This is a genomic window from Rhizobium sp. RAF56 (assembly GCF_052113965.1).
GTDB lineage: Bacteria > Pseudomonadota > Alphaproteobacteria > Rhizobiales > Rhizobiaceae > Rhizobium.
Genome location: NZ_JBFRDU010000022.1, coordinates 37458 through 52468, shown reverse-complemented (window position 1 = coordinate 52468; position 15011 = coordinate 37458). Strand labels below are relative to the sequence as shown.

Below are 15011 nucleotides of genomic sequence, written 5' to 3'. Positions count from 1 at the left end.
GGATCTCGGGCGAGGCCTGTTGTCATCGAGAACAATTCCGCTCTTGATTTTGCTCGGCAAATCGCGCCTACCTGCAGGCCTTTAGATGCCGCAAGGATGCCTTCGATGAAACTCCAGCTGATCCGCAACGCCACCCTGAAGCTCGACTATGCCGGTCGCACGGTGCTGATCGATCCCTATCTCGCGGAGAAGCACAGCCTGCCGTCCTTCACAGGCCGTTCCGCGAACCCGATGACCGATCTGCCGATTGCTATCGACGACATCCTGGACGGGGTGGAACTGGTCATCGTTTCGCATCTCCATACTGACCATTTCGACGAGGTCGCCAAGGCGCGGTTGCCGAAGCACCTGCCGATCTTCTGCCAGCCGGGTGACGCCGAGGCGATCCGGGAAGCGGGGTTTACGGACGTGACGGAACTCGGCGACAGCGCGACATGGCAAGGCCTTAAGCTGACGCGCCGCGAAGGCAGCCACGGCCTCGGCCCCGTCGTGGAAAAGATGGGCTGGGTCATGGGCTTCACGTTGGAGGCGGACGGCGAGCCGTCGGTCTATTGGGCGGGCGACACGGTTCTCTATCCTCCGGTCGAGGCAGTCATCCGCGACACCGCGCCGGATGTCGTCGTCACCCACTCCTGCGGCGCGCGCTGGGATGGCGACCTGATCCTCATGGACGCCGATGAGACGCTTGCCGTCTGTGAAGCAGCCCCTGGCCGGGTGATCGCGGTGCACATGGAGGCGCTCGACCACGCCACCGTCACCCGAAAGGACCTGCGCGAGGCGGCGGCCGCACGGAGCGTTTCGGCCTCGAAACTCCTCATTCCCGCCGATGGCGAGGTGCTGGCGATCGAGGTTGGGGGATAGCATTGCCCTTTACTCGGAGCTGATCTAGAGGGCGAGCATGCGGCAAGTGCGTAGACCTCGAATTCTTGTTCGCCTGCGTCTGCCATGTTATACAAGTGTCCGACTTTCGAGAGTTGTGAGCTGATGGCAGACATGAAGAGCAGAACAGCAAAGCGTGGTGAAAAGGCTGGTGGTTTCCTAGCGACGGCGAAGCTGAAGAAAGCCGGCGGATCGCTCGTCATGACGGTTCCTGCCGCAGCGCGGAACATGTTGGGTCTGACCGAGGGCCAAGAGATGGCCGTTTCGGTGAAAGGGACGCAGGTCATTGTGGAGCCGATTGTGCCATCAGCCAAAGCGATGCGGGTACGGCAGCCAAAATATACGCTGGATGAACTGATTGCTGGCTACGACGCCGACGTTCCTTTGTCGGACGAAGAACGCCGCTGGATGGACGCCTCGCCAACGGGGCGTGAAGTTTGGTAAGGCCAAGGATACCTCAACAAGGTGAAATCTGGTGGCTCGACATGCATCCATCTGCCGGCAGGGAGAAGCGTGGACGCCATGCCGGCCTGATTATATCGGCATCAAAATTCAATTACGCGACCGGCTTTGCGTTCATTGCTCCTATCACCACTGTCGGCAACGCGTCACGCGGCAGCAATTTCGCCATCCCGTTGGCCGGAACAGGAACCGGCGTGACAGGTGTTGTTCAGGTTGACCAAGTCAAGTCGATAGACTGGCGTAATCGAAATGCTGAAAAGTCCGTTGATACAATCCCGGACGAGATCTTGACAGAAGTCCTTGAGCGGTTCGCGCCGATCTTCGGCCTTGGCCTCCTGGAGCCGGGCGAACTCGGCGAATAAGCGCCTGCGTAGAATCCTGTTTCCCTTCCGGCAGACCCGAAAGATCGCGCCGAACGCGCTTTCGACCAGAGCAGGCGTAACGGCGTAGGCGGCAAATACCTCTCGATCGTCGCCAAATCCCCGCGCAATCGCACTTAATCCGTTTGCCATAATCCTCGTTTCCGCTCAAAATGAAAAAAAAGCGAAGGGAGGGGATATGTTTCTGACAGATCGGCAGACACACATCGTGGCGCTTGCCAAATCCGCCGGGCGTGTCTTCGTCGAGGAGCTGGCGGGACGGTTTTCGGTGACGCCGCAGACGATCCGCAAGGATCTGAACGACCTTTGCGATGCGCAGCTGCTCACCCGCATCCACGGCGGCGCCACCTTTCCGAGCGGAACCGAAAACGTCAAATACGATCAGCGCCGCCAGATCGCAGCGACCGAGAAGCTGGCGATCGGGATCGCCGCCGCCGAACTCATTCCCGACAACGCCTCCCTCTTCATCAACATCGGCACGACGACGGAGGCGGTCGGCGAAGCCCTGGTGCGCCACCGCGAGCTCATGGTCATCACCAATAACATTAACGTTGCTAACAGGTTGAGGGTGATCGACGACATCGAGGTGGTGATCGCCGGTGGTGTCGTCAGGCAATCGGACGGCGGCATCGTCGGCGAGGCGGCGGTCGATTTCATCCGCCAGTTCAAGGTCGATTACGCCGTTATCGGCGCGTCTGCGATCGACGCCGACGGCGCACTTCTCGACTACGACTTTCGCGAGGTGAAGGTCGCGCAGGCGATCATCGCCAATGCAAGGCACGTCATTCTGGTGGCGGATTCGACGAAGTTCGAGCGCACCGCGCCGGTCAGAATCGGCCAGATCTCGCAGGTCCACACCTTCATAACCGACCGCTGCGACGTGGCCTCGATCCGCAATATCTGTCAGGAAAACGGCGTCGCGCTGGTCGAGGCAGCGAAAGGAAGGGAGTAGCGGATTTTTGCTGCGCTGCATTCGTTTGACATTCGATAAATCTTCGGTTTAAGTTCACTTTCAGACAATCACAGTGACGTGATCAGGTCGATCGGGGTTCGGAGGGGTAGTTGGTCCGTCAGGCGCATGATCTTTTCATCATCGGCGGCGGCATCAACGGCTGCGGCATCGCGCGCGACGCGGCCGGGCGAGGCTACACGGTCGCGCTTGCGGAAATGAACGATTTCGCCTCGGGCACCTCTTCCGGCGCGACCAAGCTGATCCATGGCGGCCTTCGCTATCTCGAACACTACGAGTTCCGGCTCGTGCGCGAATCCCTGATGGAGCGCGAGGTGCTGTGGTCGATGGCGCCGCACATCATCAAGCCGATGCGCTTCGTGCTGCCTTACCACAAGGGCGGCGTCCGTCCGGCCTGGCTGATCCGCCTCGGCCTCTTCCTCTACGACCATCTCGGCGGGCGCAAACTCCTGCCGTCCACCAAGGTGCTCGATATGCGCACCGACCCGGCAGGCAAGCCGCTGAAGGCGCTTTTCACCAAGGCATTCGAATATTCCGACGGCTGGGTGGACGATGCGCGTATGGTGGTTCTGAACGCTCGCGATGCCGCGGATCGCGGCGCGCTCGTCATGCCGCGCACCAAGGTGGTGTCCGCCCGTCAGGAGAATGGGCTTTGGTCGATCGAGACCATCGACGGGTTGACGGGCAGGGCTGAGCTGCATCGCGCCCGCATGCTGGTGAACGCCGCCGGGCCATGGGTGGACGCGGTGCTGCGTTCCGCACTTCGCCAGAACGAGGCGCGGAATGTGCGCCTGGTCCAGGGTAGCCACATCGTCGTCAGGAAGAAATTCGAGGACCCCCGCGCCTACTTCTTCCAGAACCCCGACAACCGCATCATCTTCGCCATCCCCTACGAGGGCGAGTTCACGCTGATCGGCACCACCGACCGTGACTATCCGGGCGATCCGAAGGATGTGCAGATTTCCGCGGAGGAAACGACCTACCTCTGCAACGCGGCGTCCGAGTACTTCAACGAGCCGGTTCGGCACGAAGACATCGTCTGGACCTATTCCGCCGTGCGCCCGCTCTTCGACGACGGCGCGTCCATGGCGCAGGAGGCGACGCGCGACTATGTGCTGAAGGTGGAGAGGGTGGACGGCTCGCCGCTCCTCAATGTCTTTGGCGGCAAGCTCACCACCTACAGGCGCCTGTCGGAGCATGCGCTGGAGAAGATCGGTGAGGCGATCGGCACCAAGGGCAATCCCTGGACCGCCAAAAGTTCGTTGCCGGGCGGTGATTTCCCGGCTGAAGGCTATGAGGCGGAGGTCGGCCGACTGAAGAGCCGCTACCCCTTTCTTGGCGATGCCCATGCGCGCCGTCTCGTGCGACGGTACGGCACGCGCGCGAGCGCGCTGCTTGGGCCCGCGGCCGCGCCGAAGGATCTCGGCCGCCATTTCGGTGCCGAACTCTACGAAGTGGAGGTTCGTTACCTCATTGATCATGAGTGGGCGAGAAGCGCGCAGGACGTGCTTTGGCGCAGAACGAAGGACGGGCTGCTGCTGACCGGCGAGGAGGCCGCGGCAGTGGAGGAATACATGGCCGAGCGACCGGCGGAAATGGCCGGCTAGAGCAATTGCAGCAAAAGCGCGCAGCGGTTTTGCGTTCGGAATTGCTTGAAAATCAGGGGATGTACTTCCCCGACGTTGAGGAGGAACTAGAAGCGAATGCTGGAATTGCGGAACGCTGCAAAGATGGTGGGCGGAGATTATCACATCCGGCCGACCGATCTTGCGCTTCAAAGGGGCACGCTGAACGTGCTGCTAGGCCCGACGCTGTCGGGAAAGACGTCGCTGATGCGGCTAATGGCCGGGCTCGACCGTCCGACGAGCGGCTCCGTCTATTTCGACGGCGCCGACGTCACCGGCATGCGGGTGCAGAAGCGCAACGTCGCGATGGTCTACCAGCAGTTCATCAACTACCCCGCCATGACCGTCTATGAGAACATCGCCTCGCCGATGCGCATCGCCGGCAAGGATCAAGCCACGATCGACAAGGAGGTGCGCAAGGCCGCCGAACTTCTTCGTCTGACCCCTTATCTCGACCGCACGCCGCTCAATCTCTCCGGCGGCCAGCAGCAGCGCACGGCACTTGCCCGCGCACTCGTGAAGGGCGCAAGCCTCGTCTTGATGGACGAGCCGCTCGCCAATCTCGACTACAAGCTTCGCGAGGAACTGCGCGCCGAGCTTCCAAGGATTTTTGCCCAGTCGGGCGCGATCTTCGTCTATGCGACGACCGAACCCTCCGAGGCGTTGCTGCTCGGCGGCAACACGGCGACGCTGTCGGAAGGTCACATCACCCAGTTCGGGCCGACGATCGAGGTCTATCGCCGACCGGTGGATCTCTTGACCGCCAAGACGTTTGCCGACCCGCCGCTGAACTTCATCGACGTTGTGAAGGCCGGCAGCGTTTTTGAGCACGCTGCAGCCGGCAGACTGCCGGTGCCGGCGCATCTGGCGCGAATGCCGGACGGGCCTGTGACGGTCGCCTTCCATCCGCATCATCTCTCCCTTAAACCCCAGACCGGGGAAGCTGCGCGGCTGACGGCGAGAACGCAGATCTCCGAAATCACCGGCTCGGAAAGCTTCGTCTACCTCGACTACAGCGGCGCGCGCTGGGTCATGCTCGAGCACGGCATTCACGACATCGATCCGGATACGGAGATCGGCGTCTTTCTCGACATCCGCCATCTGATGGCGTTCGACCCGAACGGCCGCGCGATCGCGGCACACGCGGCAGGGTAGGGGAGAGCGGACATGGCACGGATCACCCTAGACCACATTCGCCACGCCTACGGACCCAACCCGAAGTCGGAGGCCGACTATGCGCTGCGCGAAGTCGACCACGAATGGAACGACGGCGGCGCCTACGCGCTGCTCGGACCGTCTGGCTGCGGCAAGACCACCTTGCTCAACATCATTTCGGGCCTGTTGCACCCCTCGCACGGGCGTATCCTGTTCGACGGGCAGGACGTCACCAACCTGACGACGCAGGCGCGCAACATCGCGCAGGTCTTCCAGTTCCCGGTCATCTACGACACGATGACCGTCTACGACAATCTCGCCTTTCCGTTGCGCAACCGGGGCGTTCCCGAGCCTGAAGTCGACCGCCGCGTCCGCGACATGCTTGAGATCATCGACCTCTCGGGATGGGCGAAACGCAAGGCGCAACGGCTGACGGCCGATCAGAAGCAGAAGATCTCGCTGGGGCGAGGGCTGGTGCGCAACGACGTCAACGCCATCCTCTTCGACGAGCCGCTGACGGTCATCGACCCGCAAATGAAATGGGTGCTGCGCTCGCAGTTGAAGCGCCTGCACAAGCAGTTCGGCTTCACCATGGTTTACGTCACCCACGACCAGACGGAGGCGCTGACCTTCGCCGATAAGGTGGTGGTGATGTACGACGGCCAGATCGTGCAGATCGGTACGCCGGCAGAACTTTTCGAGCGGCCAAGCCACACCTTCGTCGGCTATTTCATCGGCTCGCCGGGGATGAACGTCATGCCCGCGACGCTTGACGGCCAGACCGTTTCGGTCGGCGGCGAGACGCTGTCGCTCGACTACGCGCCGAAGGTCGCCCCCAGTGACAAGGTCGAACTCGGCATCCGGCCGGAATTCATCCGCATCGGCCGCGAGGGCATGCCGGTATCAATCAGCCGGGTGGACGATATCGGCCGCCAGAAGATCGTGCGCGCCAGCTTCGCCGGGCAGCCGATTGCGATCGTCGCCAAGGAAGACGCCGAGATCCCGGCCGAGGCGCGCGTCACCTTCGATCCGGCCGCTATCAGCATCTACGCCAATTCCTGGCGCGTCGGCAGGGAGGGGTAACGCCGTGGACAAGACCTGGAACAACAGGGCCTGGTTTCTGGTGCTGCCGGTGCTGCTGCTCGTCGCCTTCTCGGCGGTGATCCCGCTGATGACAGTTGTCAACTATTCCGTTCAGGACACCTTCGGCAACAACGAGTTCTTCTGGGCCGGCACCGACTGGTTCGAACAGATCCTGCATTCCGACCGCTTCTGGTCGGCGCTGTCGCGCAATCTGGTCTTCTCGTTCATCGTTCTTGCGCTGCAGATCCCGCTCGGCATCTTCATTGCACTGAACATGCCGAAGACCGGATTGGGCGTACCGGTCTGCCTGGTGCTGATGGCGCTGCCGCTGTTGATTCCGTGGAACGTGGTCGGCACGATCTGGCAGGTGTTCGGCCGTGTCGACATCGGACTTCTCGGCCATACGCTCGAGGCGATCGGCCTCGACTACAACTACGTCCGCGACCCGTTCGACGCCTGGGTCACCATCATCGTCATGGATGTGTGGCACTGGACGAGCCTCGTGGCGCTTCTTTGCTATGCCGGCCTGGTGTCGATCCCGGACGCCTATTACCAGGCGGCGAAGATCGATGGTGCGTCGCGCTTGTCTGTCTTCCGCTACATCCAGTTGCCGAAGATGAAACGCGTGCTTCTGATCGCGGTGCTGCTGCGCTTCATGGACAGTTTCATGATCTACACCGAACCCTTCGTCGTCACCGGCGGCGGCCCCGGCAATTCGACGACGTTCCTGTCCATCGACCTCGTCAAGGTGGCGGTCGGCCAGTTCGACCTCGGACCGGCGGCGGCGATGTCGATCGTCTACTTCCTGATCGTCCTCCTGCTCTCATGGGTGTTCTACACCGTCATGACGAGCGGCGACCAGAACACGTGAGGGAGGCGAGAGTGGCGGTCTCATCGAAATTCAAACCGGCTGGCAGCTATTCCTGGATCGTGCCCACGGTCTACATCATCTTCCTGCTGCTTCCGATCTACTGGCTGGTCAACATGAGCTTCAAGGAGAATGCCGAAATCAGCGGCACCTTCTCGCTCTGGCCACACAATCCGACGCTTGGAAACTACCGGGTGATCTTCACCGATCCCTCCTGGTATAACGGCTATATCAACTCGATCACCTATGTGGTGATGAACACGGCAATCTCGGTGCTGGCAGCGCTGCCGGCGGCCTACGCCTTCTCGCGCTACCGGTTCCTCGGCGACAAGCATCTGTTCTTCTGGCTCTTGACGAACCGGATGGCGCCGCCCGCGGTCTTCGCACTGCCGTTCTTCCAGCTCTATTCGGCTTTCGGGCTGATCGATACGCATATCGCGGTCGCGCTGGCGCACTGCCTGTTCAACGTGCCGCTGGCGGTCTGGATTCTCGAAGGCTTCATGTCCGGCGTGCCCAAGGAGATCGACGAGACCGCCTATATCGACGGCTACTCGTTCCCGCGCTTTTTCGTCCGGATCTTCATGCCACTGGTGGCGAGCGGGATCGGCGTCGCCGCCTTCTTCTGCTTCATGTTTTCCTGGGTGGAGCTGCTTTTGGCGCGGACGCTGACGACAACCGCGGCAAAACCGATCTCCGCGATCATGACGCGAACAGTCTCGGCGGCCGGCATGGACTGGGGCGTGCTGGCAGCGGCCGGCGTGCTCACCATCATTCCGGGCGCTCTCGTCATCTATTTCGTGCGCAACTACATCGCCAAGGGCTTCGCGCTCGGGCGCGTATAGGAAGGGAGGACGGACATGAATTTTTCCTGGATGGCGTGGACGCTTCCGACCGCCCTGTTCTTCCTGGGGATCCTGGCGCTGCTCATCGGCATGGGCATCTGGGAGTATTTCGCGCCCGGAGGGAGCCCACGCGTCGGCATCCTCAGGTTCGAAACCACGCGGGGAGACCGGCTTTTCGTTTCGCTGCTCGGTGCAGCATACATTCATCTCGCATGGCTCGGTCTTGTCGGACCCAGCCTGTGGTGGGCTCTTGCCATATCCGTGGTCTACGCCATCGGCGTGTTCCGCTTCGTGTGACGGCAAGGTGATGCGGATGGCCGGGGGTACTGGCCGCCAAGACGTAAGGAACTGCAATCGCAAACCCTGGGAGGATACCATGCGAAGGCAACTACTGACGACGACAGCAGGCATTCTATTGGCGATGACCGGCGCCGCCTATGCCGGCATGGACGAGGCAAAGACCTTCCTCGACAAGGAGATCGGTGATCTTTCGACGCTTCCCCGCGCCGATCAGGAAAAGGAAATGCAATGGTTCGTCGATGCGGCGAAGCCTTTCGCCGGCATGGATATCAAGGTCGTTTCCGAAACGCTGACGACGCATGAATACGAGTCCAAGGTGCTGGCGCCGGCCTTCACCGCGATCACCGGTATCAAGGTCTCACATGACATTATCGGTGAGGGCGACGTCATCGAGAAGCTGCAGACACAGATGCAGTCCGGCGAAAACATCTATGATGCCTACGTGAACGATTCGGACCTGATCGGTACCCATTGGCGCTACCAGCAGGCGCGCTCGCTGACCGACTGGATGGCGACCGACGGGAAGGATGTCACCAACCCCAATCTCGATGTCGACGACTTCATCGGCACGAAGTTCACGACGGCGCCGGACAAGAAGCTCTACCAGCTTCCCGACCAGCAGTTCGCGAACCTCTACTGGTTCCGCTACGACTGGTTCAACGACGAGAAGAACAAGGCCGATTTCAAGGCGAAATACGGCTACGATCTCGGCGTGCCGGTCAACTGGTCGGCCTATGAGGATATCGCCGAATTCTTCACCGGCCGCGATGTCGACGGCAAGAAGGTCTTCGGCCATATGGACTATGGCAAGAAGGACCCGTCGCTCGGATGGCGCTTCACCGACGCATGGCTCTCAATGGCCGGCAACGGCGACAAGGGCCTGCCGAACGGCCTACCGGTCGACGAATGGGGCATCAAGGTGGACGATCATTCGCGGCCCGTCGGCTCGTGCGTCGCGCGCGGCGGGGACACCAATGGCCCGGCTGCCGTCTACTCGATCCAGAAGTACCTCGACTGGATCAAGTCCTACGCGCCGCCGGAAGCGCAAGGCATGACCTTCTCCGAATCCGGTCCGGTTCCGGCCCAGGGCAACGTCGCCCAGCAGATCTTCTGGTACACCGCCTTTACCGCCGACATGGTCAAGCCCGGCCTGCCGGTCATGAAGGAAGACGGCACGCCGAAATGGCGTATGGCGCCAAGCCCGCACGGCGTCTACTGGAAGGATGGCATGAAGCTCGGCTATCAGGACGTGGGTTCCTGGACGCTGATGAAGTCGACCCCGGTCGACCGCGCCAAGGCCGCGTGGCTCTATGCGCAGTTCGTCGTCTCGAAGACCGTGGACGTGAAGAAGAGCCATGTCGGCCTCACCTTCATCCGCGAATCCACCATTCGCGACAAGAGCTTCACCGAACGCGCGCCGAAACTCGGCGGCCTGATCGAGTTCTACCGCTCGCCGGCCCGCGTGCAATGGTCGCCGACGGGGACCAACGTTCCTGACTATCCGAAGCTCGCGCAGCTGTGGTGGCAGGCGGTTGGCGACGCTTCTTCCGGTGCGAAGACGCCGCAGGAGGCCATGGACTCGCTTTGCGCAGAGCAGGAGAAGGTCCTGCAGCGCCTCGAGCGCGCCAAGGTGCAGGGCGATATCGGCCCGAAACTCGCGGAGGAGCATGATCTCGACTACTGGAACAAGGACGCCGTCGCCAAGGGCAACCTCGCTCCGCAGCTGAAGATCGCCAACGAGAAGGAAAAGCCGATCACGGTCAACTACGATGAGCTCGTCAAGAGCTGGGCCGACGCCAAGAAGTAACGATCGAACCGATGCCGGACGACAACGTGTCGTCCGGCATTCTCGTTGAGCACTCGGTCGTCGTTGCCCCGGCATCAGCGCGGGTTGGCGACGCCCATCTTCCTCGGATCGCTTGAGCCTGCGCGTATCCTAGCGGTGCTCGGCTGCGTATAAGTAGACATGAGCACCCAACCTGATTTCGAAACCGTTGGTCTTTTCGAGGCGCGATATGTCGCATTCCTGGAGACCATCCAGCATCTTCGCCCAAGGCTGCACCGTTACTGCGCCCGCATGACCGGCTCGGTGTTGGATGGCGAGGACGTGATGCAGGAGGCGGTGTTCGAAGCCTATCGCAAGCTGGACCGGTTCGACGACACCCGCCCGCTTAGCCCCTGGCTGTTCAGGATCGCTCACAATCGCTGCATAGATTTCCTTCGCCGACGCAAGGTGCGGCAGGAGGCGGAAGCGACTGCCGTGGAACTTGACCCGGTTCAGCTGAGCGAGCCTGTGGGCTTGGTCCTTGACGGCGCGCTAGAACGCCTGGTGATCAACCTTCCGCCCAAGGAGCGGGCGTGCGTGCTGTTGAAGGATGTGTTCGACTACTCGCTCGAGGAAATTGCCCAATTGGTCGACTCCACGACCGGCGGCGTCAAGGCCGCGCTCAGTCGCGGTCGGCGCAAATTGGGGGCACTCACCGACAATCTCGAGGACAAGGCCAGCATGGGCCCGGAGGCGCTTGAATTGCTGCGCGCCTACATCGAACGGTTCAATCGGCGCGACTGGGATGGAGTGCGCGAATTGACCAGCGCCGACGCCCGCCTGCGGGTTGCCGATTGCTTTGCCGGACGTCTGATCGAATCGCCCTATTTCGTCGAGTACGATCGCCCGATCATTCCCTGGCGGATGACGCTCGGCGAGGTGGACGGTGAAACGGTTGTCGTCATCTTGGGTGATGACGCCGACGGATCGACGCCCTACTCGGTCATCCGCCTTGAAGTAGCGGGCAACCGCGTTGTCGGCATCACCGACTACATAAAATGCCCGTGGATTCTGGCGGCGGCCGCTTCCGTTGTCGTATACAGCGCATGAATGCGTGACGAAAAACCCAGCCCTTGCGTATCCCCCCGATATCGGCAGCCGTAATAGGTAAGCAAACATCGTCGCCAACCCTGTCGACGAAAACGGGAGAGGATCGATCAGTGACCCTAAAAACCTATTCGGGTAGTTGCCATTGCGGTGCCGTTCGCTTCGAAGCGGATGTCGACCTCAGTCAGGGCACCATAAAATGTAACTGCTCGAGCTGCACCAAGGCGCGTTCGTGGCTGGTCGTCGCAAGCCCCGATCGCTACAGGCTCGTCGCCGGCTCCAGCTCACAGTCTGTCTACGAGTGGACCCCACCGGGACATGCGGAACCAAGCATTCAATTTCATTTTTGCGAGCATTGCGGCATCCGCACGCCCGGGCGCGGCATGGCGGAAGCGATGGGCGGCGTTTTTTATGCCGTCCCAGTTACCCTGCTCGAAGTCGATCCGGACGAATTGGCGGCAGCCCCTATCCACTATGTCGACGGCCGGAACGATCGCTTCGACCGGTCACCGGCCGATACGCGTCTGCTGTAGAATCTCGCTAATTGCAGCCTTGCCTTGGGCAGGGATGCCGATCCGCACGGCCCTCTCGCTGGGGGCCGTCAGCCGAACTGAAGCAATTCGGATAGTCAGTCGTCGACGGCGACCATCACGTCGGAAGCCTTGATGACCGCATAGGCCTCCTTGCCTGCCGCAAGTCCGAGCTCCTTTGCCGCCTCGTTGGTGATCGAGGCCGTTAGGATCGACCCACCGACATTGATCTTCACATGCGCCGTGGTGGCGCCGAGCGTCACCTCTGTGACGGTGCCTTTCAGCCGATTGCGTGCACTGATCTTCATAGCCGATCGCTCCCTTAAATTCAGTTTGCGAGCAGTAGCACAGGCGCGCGCCTGCCGAAAGAAAAGGAAAAAAGCCCGAGGCCCGCACTCTAACACTTTAAAATTGCAGTCCTTTAGGAATAACTGGTAGAGAACGTTCGCACCGTTTCACTTCGGCAATCTCGCGCGAGGTTGCATATCCACAATAGGGAGGAATGCAATGACGAAAAAATGGATCCTGGCGACGGCGATCGGCCTGCTCATGGGGGCAAATGTCGCCTCCGCGGCGGACATCACCTTCGGCGTCATCGGACCGATGACCGGGCCGCTCGCGACCATCGGCGACCAGTTCAAGCAGGGCGCTCAGGCGGCAGCCGATGCGATCAACGCCAAGGGTGGCGTCGGGGGGCGCCAGATCAAGCTGCAGATCGAAGACGACCAGTGCGATCCGAAGCAGGCCGTATCGGTCGCAAACCGCGTCGTGGCGAACGGCGTGACCTTCATCGACGGCCATGCATGCTCGGGATCGAGCATCCCGGCGTCCGCGGTCTATGCCGAAAGCGGAGCGCTGATGATGAGCCCCGCCTCGTCCAATCCGGTGCTGACCGACGACGCGGCTAAGAAGGGCTGGCCGACGATCATGCGCCTCTACACCCGCGACGACGCGCAGGGCGCCTTTATCGGCCCGTGGATCGCGAAGAAATACGCCGGCAAGAACGTCGCCGTCCTCGATGACAAGACCGCCTACGGCCAGGGCGTCGCCAATGCCGTTCGCGAGACGATGAATGCAGCCGGCCTCAAGGAAGTCCTGCGCGAATCGATCAACGCCGGCGAGAAGGACTACTCTGTATTGGTCGCGAAGCTGAAGGACGCGAAGGCCGACGTCGTCTATTTCGGCGGCTACCATCCTGAAGCGGGCCTTATCCTGCGCCAGGCGGCCGAATTGGGCTACAAGTTCCAGCTGATCATGCCTGACTCCATCGCCTCGCCGGAGTTCTGGCAGATTGCCGGCCCTGCCGGCGAAGGCACGATGTTCGTCTTCCCGTCCGATCCGCGCGCCAAGCCGGAGGCCAAGGAAGCCGTCGACAAGATCTCGAAGGGCGGCTTCTCTCCAGAAGGCTTCACGCTCTTCTCCTATGCCGTCATCCAGGCTTTTGCCGAGGGTATTCAGCGAGCAGGATCTGACGATCCGGCGAAGGTCGCCGAAGCCTTGAAGAACGGCCAGCCGTTCAACACGGTCGTCGGCGCGGTCACCTTCGACGAGAAAGGCGACCTGAAGAACGCCAGCTACGACATCAACCAGTGGCACGACGGCAAATACGCCCCGATCGCGCAGTAATCCGCCGATCACGGAAGCAGCCGGCCATCGCCGGCTGCTTCTCTTCCCCCTCGGGGCTCTTCGGAACGACTATTTCAGCTTGACCTGAGGCGCCTGCTGGCCTGGAACCGCAGCCGGCACGCCCTCTCGTCGTAATTTTTTCGCAAGCGCTTGCAACGCACGCGACTGGCTCTCGTCCGATTACATATCTGCGGACGGTCCATACGATCCCTGCTCTTGCTTCCTACAGCGCTCACTGTTATACCGTTCTGCAAATAAGGTATAACGCCAGGCGAAGCGCATGAAATGCGTCGACCTCATGTTTCAGACGATGCTCGCGGAGCTCGGCCAGCGGTCCGTCGACGCGGCATGGACGGCCGACTTCCCCTCTGACGGCCGGTTTACTCCGGTCACCGTCAAGAGGAAACGCTACTGGTATTTCGATCTTCCGGATGGACAGGGCGGCAGGACACGTCGCTACGTCGGTCCTGCTGATGATGCGGACATCGCCAAGAGGGTCGAAACCTTCAAGGTCGAGAAGGACGACCTGCGCGCACGACGTCGCATGGTATCGTCCCTCACCCGCGAAGGCGGCCTCATCGCTCCCGACAAGATGTCCGGCGACATCGTCGAGGCGTTGGCAGCCGGAGGCCTGTTCCGGCTCCGGGGTGTTATGATCGGGACGGTGGCCTTCCAGACATACGGGGGGATCCTCGGCGTCCGCTTGCCGATGGCTGCTCTCCTGACAGGGGATGTGGACATTGCCCAGGACTACGCGATCTCGGCCGAGGTCAAAGATAGCCTGCCGCCCTTCGTCGAGCTGCTGCAAGGCGTCGATCCGACGTTCCGGCCGGTGCCTCATCGACCGGGCGCCGGGGCCTCCTCCGCGTTCGTGGCAGACGGCGGCTACAGGGTCGAATTCCTGACAACGAAACGAGGATCGGACGACGACCTCGACCAGCCCGCGAAGATGCCTGCCCTTGGTGGCGCCAGCGCCGATCCGCTGCGCCTTCTCGACTACCTGATCCGGGATCCGATCAGAACGATCCTGCTGCACAAATCCGGCGTCTCGGTGACGGTCCCCGATCCGTCCCGATATGCCGTCCATAAGCTCATCGTCGCCAGCCGCCGGCACAAGGACGGCCAGAGCGCCGTGAAGCGCGACAAGGACATCAGGCAGGCCGCGCTGATGTTCGAAGCCCTGCAGCAGACGAGAAGGGCTTCCGATCTGGCGTTCGCCTACAACGAGGCGTGGGAGCGCGGCCCGGCATGGCAGGAAGGCATTAGGGCAGGGGCGGCGATGTTGCCCTTGGAGGACACCAGACGTCTGGCCGAGGTTCTTGTCGAAGGCGCGAAACAGAACCGCGAAGTCCTCGAACTGCCGTTCGGCGAGTAGGGTGTCACTTCGCCCCCAACCGAAACCGACCCCGACAAGAGACT

16 protein-coding genes are annotated in these 15011 nt (G+C 61.6%); 15 read left to right on the top strand and 1 reads right to left on the bottom strand.

The window, feature by feature from the left end:
- Nucleotides 1–105 precede the first annotated feature (105 nt).
- The 13 genes from AB4048_RS18780 (at nucleotide 106) to AB4048_RS18720 (ending at nucleotide 11969) form a co-directional block, all read left to right on the top strand.
- Complete coding sequence (locus AB4048_RS18780) at nucleotides 106–861, top strand: MBL fold metallo-hydrolase (RefSeq protein WP_442203503.1); 756 nt, start codon at nucleotides 106–108, stop codon at nucleotides 859–861.
- 123 nt (nucleotides 862–984) lie between these two features.
- Nucleotides 985–1323 (top strand): AbrB/MazE/SpoVT family DNA-binding domain-containing protein, encoded by a 339-nt coding sequence (locus tag AB4048_RS18775; protein ID WP_442203502.1) that lies wholly within the window; start codon nucleotides 985–987, stop codon nucleotides 1321–1323.
- Nucleotides 1317–1703: a type II toxin-antitoxin system PemK/MazF family toxin gene (locus AB4048_RS18770; RefSeq protein ID WP_442203501.1), complete on the top strand. Its 387-nt coding sequence runs from the start codon at nucleotides 1317–1319 to the stop codon at nucleotides 1701–1703. The genes AB4048_RS18775 and AB4048_RS18770 overlap by 7 nt, the downstream gene beginning before the upstream one ends.
- Nucleotides 1704–1899: 196 nt before the next feature.
- The gene (locus AB4048_RS18765; RefSeq protein ID WP_442203500.1) at nucleotides 1900–2673 is read left to right on the top strand and encodes a DeoR/GlpR family DNA-binding transcription regulator; all 774 of its coding nucleotides are present in this window, start codon (nucleotides 1900–1902) and stop codon (nucleotides 2671–2673) included.
- 110 nt (nucleotides 2674–2783) lie between these two features.
- Complete coding sequence (gene glpD, locus AB4048_RS18760) at nucleotides 2784–4298, top strand: glycerol-3-phosphate dehydrogenase (RefSeq protein ID WP_442203499.1); 1515 nt, start codon at nucleotides 2784–2786, stop codon at nucleotides 4296–4298.
- Nucleotides 4299–4394: 96 nt separating this feature from the next.
- Entirely contained in the window at nucleotides 4395–5471 is a 1077-nt protein-coding gene (locus AB4048_RS18755) for an ABC transporter ATP-binding protein (RefSeq protein ID WP_442203498.1), read from the top strand.
- Nucleotides 5472–5483: 12 nt separating this feature from the next.
- Nucleotides 5484–6554, top strand: coding sequence for an ABC transporter ATP-binding protein (locus AB4048_RS18750; protein WP_442203497.1), 1071 nt, complete (start codon nucleotides 5484–5486; stop codon nucleotides 6552–6554).
- Between the two features lie 4 nt (nucleotides 6555–6558).
- Nucleotides 6559–7425 carry a carbohydrate ABC transporter permease gene (locus tag AB4048_RS18745; protein ID WP_442203496.1) on the top strand — a complete coding sequence of 289 codons (867 nt, stop codon included), beginning with the start codon at nucleotides 6559–6561 and terminating at the stop codon, nucleotides 7423–7425.
- An 11-nt stretch (nucleotides 7426–7436) separates the two neighbouring features.
- On the top strand, nucleotides 7437–8264 hold the full coding sequence (locus AB4048_RS18740; RefSeq protein ID WP_442203495.1) for a carbohydrate ABC transporter permease: 828 nt from the start codon (nucleotides 7437–7439) through the stop codon (nucleotides 8262–8264).
- A gap of 15 nt (nucleotides 8265–8279) precedes the next feature.
- Complete coding sequence (locus tag AB4048_RS18735) at nucleotides 8280–8561, top strand: DUF2160 domain-containing protein (protein WP_442203494.1); 282 nt, start codon at nucleotides 8280–8282, stop codon at nucleotides 8559–8561.
- Between the two features lie 79 nt (nucleotides 8562–8640).
- Nucleotides 8641–10371 carry an ABC transporter substrate-binding protein gene (locus AB4048_RS18730; protein WP_442203493.1) on the top strand — a complete coding sequence of 577 codons (1731 nt, stop codon included), beginning with the start codon at nucleotides 8641–8643 and terminating at the stop codon, nucleotides 10369–10371.
- Between the two features lie 159 nt (nucleotides 10372–10530).
- Nucleotides 10531–11439: a sigma-70 family RNA polymerase sigma factor gene (locus AB4048_RS18725; RefSeq protein WP_442203492.1), complete on the top strand. Its 909-nt coding sequence runs from the start codon at nucleotides 10531–10533 to the stop codon at nucleotides 11437–11439.
- A 110-nt stretch (nucleotides 11440–11549) separates the two neighbouring features.
- The gene (locus tag AB4048_RS18720) at nucleotides 11550–11969 is read left to right on the top strand and encodes a GFA family protein (RefSeq protein ID WP_442203491.1); all 420 of its coding nucleotides are present in this window, start codon (nucleotides 11550–11552) and stop codon (nucleotides 11967–11969) included.
- Between the two features lie 95 nt (nucleotides 11970–12064).
- Here AB4048_RS18720 and AB4048_RS18715 read toward each other — a convergent pair whose 3' ends face one another.
- Nucleotides 12065–12274 (bottom strand): TOBE domain-containing protein, encoded by a 210-nt coding sequence (locus tag AB4048_RS18715; protein ID WP_442203490.1) that lies wholly within the window; start codon nucleotides 12272–12274, stop codon nucleotides 12065–12067.
- 199 nt (nucleotides 12275–12473) lie between these two features.
- On the opposite strand from AB4048_RS18715, the gene AB4048_RS18710 reads away from it, so the two are divergent.
- Entirely contained in the window at nucleotides 12474–13592 is a 1119-nt protein-coding gene (locus AB4048_RS18710; protein ID WP_442203489.1) for a branched-chain amino acid ABC transporter substrate-binding protein, read from the top strand.
- Nucleotides 13593–13872: 280 nt separating this feature from the next.
- The gene (locus AB4048_RS18705; protein WP_442203488.1) at nucleotides 13873–14967 is read left to right on the top strand and encodes a nucleotidyltransferase family protein; all 1095 of its coding nucleotides are present in this window, start codon (nucleotides 13873–13875) and stop codon (nucleotides 14965–14967) included.
- The last annotated feature ends 44 nt before the right edge of the window (nucleotides 14968–15011 follow it).

Excerpts from the sequence above, each read along its gene's own strand:
- AB4048_RS18780 (WP_442203503.1), top strand. The coding sequence starts at position 106 with ATGAAACTCCAGCTGATCCGCAACGCCACCCTGAAGCTCGACTATGCC.
- AB4048_RS18775 (WP_442203502.1), top strand. The coding sequence starts at position 985 with ATGGCAGACATGAAGAGCAGAACAGCAAAGCGTGGTGAAAAGGCTGGT.
- AB4048_RS18765 (WP_442203500.1), top strand. The coding sequence starts at position 1,900 with ATGTTTCTGACAGATCGGCAGACACACATCGTGGCGCTTGCCAAATCC.
- AB4048_RS18755 (WP_442203498.1), top strand. The coding sequence starts at position 4,395 with ATGCTGGAATTGCGGAACGCTGCAAAGATGGTGGGCGGAGATTATCAC.
- AB4048_RS18750 (WP_442203497.1), top strand. The coding sequence starts at position 5,484 with ATGGCACGGATCACCCTAGACCACATTCGCCACGCCTACGGACCCAAC.
- AB4048_RS18735 (WP_442203494.1), top strand. The coding sequence starts at position 8,280 with ATGAATTTTTCCTGGATGGCGTGGACGCTTCCGACCGCCCTGTTCTTC.
- AB4048_RS18730 (WP_442203493.1), top strand. The coding sequence starts at position 8,641 with ATGCGAAGGCAACTACTGACGACGACAGCAGGCATTCTATTGGCGATG.
- AB4048_RS18725 (WP_442203492.1), top strand. The coding sequence starts at position 10,531 with ATGAGCACCCAACCTGATTTCGAAACCGTTGGTCTTTTCGAGGCGCGA.
- AB4048_RS18715 (WP_442203490.1), bottom strand. The coding sequence starts at position 12,274 with ATGAAGATCAGTGCACGCAATCGGCTGAAAGGCACCGTCACAGAGGTG.
- AB4048_RS18710 (WP_442203489.1), top strand. The coding sequence starts at position 12,474 with ATGACGAAAAAATGGATCCTGGCGACGGCGATCGGCCTGCTCATGGGG.
- AB4048_RS18705 (WP_442203488.1), top strand. The coding sequence starts at position 13,873 with ATGAAATGCGTCGACCTCATGTTTCAGACGATGCTCGCGGAGCTCGGC.